The sequence below is a fragment of the Pengzhenrongella sp. genome (genome assembly GCF_036565025.1).
In the GTDB taxonomy this organism is placed as follows: domain Bacteria; phylum Actinomycetota; class Actinomycetes; order Actinomycetales; family Cellulomonadaceae; genus Pengzhenrongella.
In genome coordinates this window covers 1-2,666 of record NZ_DATCNW010000210.1, presented here as the reverse complement: position 1 = coordinate 2,666, position 2,666 = coordinate 1, and the positions used below count along the sequence as shown (strand labels likewise).

Sequence of the window (2,666 nt, the reverse complement as noted above, 5' to 3'; positions counted from 1 at the left end):
CGAACTGAATGAATCCCTGGAGCTACCCGGCGCCGACCTCTCAAGCCTGTCCGGCGAGGAGCTGACGGTGCGGGTACTGCCCAAGCAGGACGACGAGTTCACCTGCTCGCGCTGCTTCCTGGTGCACCACCGCAGCCGGCTCGCCCGGCGTCGCAACGGACAATTTATCTGCCGCGACTGCGCTTGATCTCACGTTCCGCACTTCTCGGTCGGGTTATCTCGTCGATTTGCTAGGAGGGCCCTCGGCCTTGTTGAAGGCGTCCAGGGATCGGGCTTCGACGTCGGTGGCGATGTCGCGTAGGCGTCGGGCGTTGTCGAACCACGCCTGGTAGCGAGTTGCTTGGTCCTCGGTGAGGGTCCGAGTCACCGTCTTGCCAGCGACGGTCCGGGTCCAGTGCAGATACGGGCCGTGCAGGGCCGGCGGGTCTGCCTTGCACCGGCAGTTGTCCTTGCCGCAGCGCATGAACCTGCGGGCGAGGGTGCCGGGTAGCGCGTAGTCGACGTCTGCCAGCTCGGTGCTGATCCGGGCACCCGGTGGTGGTGTCTTCTTGGCCAACGGGTGGTCCCTTCCGCGTGTCGGACTGCCCTTCGATAGGCAGTCGAAGGATAGCATGGGTTGCATTGCAGGCGGGTCGTGGAGATCGGGGTGTCGTGATGGACGAAGGCAACGACCTGGCCGGCGAGGTGGCCCGCGACGCGGGGGGCTTCGGGCTGACCTCACGCACCCTGGGCGGTCTGCCGATCGTGAACCACGTCCTGGACCGGCTCGGGCTGCCCGGGCTGCTGGGTGCGGCCTTGGGTGAGGTCGACGGCCGGACCAAGCTGGCACCGGCGGCAGCGATCCGGCTGGTGATCACGAACCTGGTGCTGGGTCGGGAACCGCTCTACGCGTTGGGCGAGTGGGCCGCCCGCTATGACCCGGCGCTGCTGGGCCTGTCCGACGGCGAGGTCGGGGCCGTCAACGATGATCGGGTCGGCCGGGCGCTGGACGCGCTGTTCGACGCTGACCGGGCCAGCCTGCTGACCGCGGTCATGCTCGCGGCGATCAGCGAGTTCGGTATCGACACGGCCCGGCTGCACAACGACTCGACGTCGATCAGCGTGCACGGCGCCTACCGCGACGCCGATGGCAGCCAGCGTGCCGGGAAGCCAACCCCGGTGATCACCCACGGGCATTCCAAGGACCACCGCCCGGACCTCAAGCAGCTGGTCTGGATCCTCACGGTCAGCGCCGATGGGGCCGTCCCGATCACCTACCGGCTGGCCGACGGCAACACCGTCGATGACCCGACACACGTCCCGACCTGGGACGGCCTGGTCGCGCTGCTGGGCCGGGTCGACTTCCTCTACGTCGCGGACAGCAAGCTGTGCTCCCGACAGGCGATGGGCCACATCGCCGGCAGGGGTGGCCGGTTCGTCACCGTGATGCCCCGCTCCCGCAAGGAAGACGGCGCCTTCCGGGGCTGGTTGCAGAGCCACACCCCGGTCTGGACCGAAGCCACCCGAGGGCCCAGCTCACGGCTGGGCGAACCCGACGAGGTCTACTCCACCACCCCGGCACTGACACCGTCGGCGGAGGGCTACCGCATCGTCTGGGTCCACTCGACCGCCAAAGCCGGCCGGGACGCCGCCAGCAGGATGGCGCGCACCGAAGCCGGCATCGCGGCCCTCGACGCCCTCGACGCCAAGCTCGCCGGCCCCCGCAACCGCCTGAAGACCCGCGCCGCGGTGGAACAAGCCGGCACGGCCGCGTTGGTCGACGCCCGCGCCGAGAAGTGGGTCACCTGCACCATCAGCGAGACCACCACCAAGACCTACAAGCAAGCAGGACCAGGCCGGCCGGGTGCCGCGACGAACTACCGGGAGGTCCTCACCACCCGCTATACCGTCAGCGCCGACATCGCACTCGAGCGGATCGCCTACGACGCCGCCAGCGACGGCTGCTTCCCGCTGATCACCTGCGACCGTGACCTCGACGACGCAGCAGTCCTCGCGGCCTACCGCTACCAACCCAACCTCGAACGCCGCCACCACCTGCTCAAGAGCGTCCAAGACGCCGCGCCGATCCTGCTACACAGCCCAGCCCGGATCGAAGCGCTGTTCTGCTGCCAGTTCCTCGCCCTGCTCATCGCCGCCCTCATCGAACGCGAAGTCCGCAACGGCATGACCCGCGCGGCCCTGGACACCATCGAGCTCTACCCCGAGCTCAGAGACTGCAAAGCCCCCTCAACCGAACGGATCCTAGAGATCTTCACCACCGTCTCCCGCCACCAACTCCACCGCGACGGCACCCCCGTACAGACCTTCCAGCCCGAGCTCACCGCCCAGCAACAGCAGGTACTCGACCTACTCGGCCTACCGCACCGCGCCTACACACAGCAGGCGTAATCGACGAGATAACCCGACCGAGAAGTGCGGAACGTGAGTCCAGCAGGTGCGGTTGCTCCACATTGGACAGCCGGACGTTCCACTCCAGCCCGTCCAACATCGCAGCCCGGGACAGGTTCGACGAACCGACGTAGCCGGTGTCCAGTCCACTGCTCCGTCGGAAGAACCACGCCTTCGCGTGCAGCCGGGTGCTGCGCGTCTCGTAGGAGACCTGCACGCTCGCGCCAAGCTCGACCAGGCGGTCAATCGCGCGTCGCTCGGTGGCCCCCGTATAGGTC

Annotated in this window: 3 protein-coding genes and 1 pseudogene; 2 read left to right on the top strand and 2 right to left on the bottom strand. The window is 68.2% G+C overall.

What is annotated here, in order from left to right:
- Window positions 1-187 (top strand): DUF4193 family protein (locus tag VIM26_RS12115; RefSeq protein WP_331951490.1); only part of this gene is annotated, 187 nt, incomplete at its 5' end.
- A 27-nt stretch (window positions 188-214) separates the two neighbouring features.
- Here the strand turns inward: VIM26_RS12115 and VIM26_RS12110 are convergent.
- The gene (locus tag VIM26_RS12110) at window positions 215-556 is read right to left on the bottom strand and encodes a DUF6788 family protein (RefSeq protein WP_331951488.1); all 342 of its coding nucleotides are present in this window, start codon (window positions 554-556) and stop codon (window positions 215-217) included.
- Between the two features lie 98 nt (window positions 557-654).
- Here VIM26_RS12110 and VIM26_RS12105 point away from each other — a divergent pair, with 98 nt between their 5' ends.
- Entirely contained in the window at window positions 655-2,388 is a 1,734-nt protein-coding gene (locus tag VIM26_RS12105) for an IS1634 family transposase (protein ID WP_331951486.1), read from the top strand.
- Window positions 2,389-2,428: 40 nt separating this feature from the next.
- Here the strand turns inward: VIM26_RS12105 and VIM26_RS12100 are convergent.
- A pseudogene (locus VIM26_RS12100) lies at window positions 2,429-2,666 on the bottom strand (hypothetical protein); the annotation flags it as partial.